The following is a 596-nucleotide window of genomic DNA, read 5'->3' as shown; positions in this document are numbered from 1 at the left end:
GAGGAGTTCGTTCTGCGGCGCGGGCGGGAGGGGTTGCGGGTGGAGGTCTCCGATGCCAGTCCTGAGCCGCCCCGGCCGCGTGGGCCGCGTTCGCCCGCGTTGCCCGGTGGGCACGGGTTGATGGTGCTGGACAGGTTGGCGGGGGCGTGGGGGTACGAGGCCAGGGGGCCGGGGGCGGTGGGGAAGGTGGTGTGGCTGGAGATCAGCCTGCCGCCCGGCCGGACGCCGGAGCCTCCTCCAGCAGGGCGGCTCTGAGGTCGCCGAGGATGCGGGTGAGCAGCCGGGACACCTGCATCTGGGAGAGTCCGATCCGCCGGCCGATCTCGGCCTGGGTCAGCTCCTCCCCGAAGCGGAGTTCGAGGATGTGCCGGTCGCGCTCGTCCAGCCGGTCCAGCAGCGGCCGCAGCGCGGCCAGGGACTCGATCAGCTCGTAGGCGGGCTCCGTGGTCGCCAGGTGCCGGGGAGCGGCACCCGAGGTCTCCTCGTCTTCTCCCGCTGGGGTGTCGAGGGAGCGGGTGGCGTATCCGTGGGCGGCGAGCTGGCCCTCGGCGATCTCTTCCTCGGTGAGGTGGAGGTGGTGGGCGAGTTCGGTGCGG

The 596-nt window shown here is 73.3% G+C and carries 1 protein-coding gene; it reads right to left on the bottom strand.

Translation table 11 applies throughout. The features are described from left to right. Nucleotides 1–202 precede the first annotated feature (202 nt). Nucleotides 203–596: sigma-70 family RNA polymerase sigma factor (locus OO47_RS33000; RefSeq protein WP_033211211.1), on the bottom strand; the 394-nt coding region annotated here is incomplete at its 5' end.

The organism is Streptomyces bikiniensis (assembly GCF_000716625.1).
GTDB lineage: Bacteria > Actinomycetota > Actinomycetes > Streptomycetales > Streptomycetaceae > Streptomyces > Streptomyces bikiniensis.
Note: the sequence above shows the minus strand (reverse complement) of the source record. Positions and strands in the feature narration are given on the sequence as shown.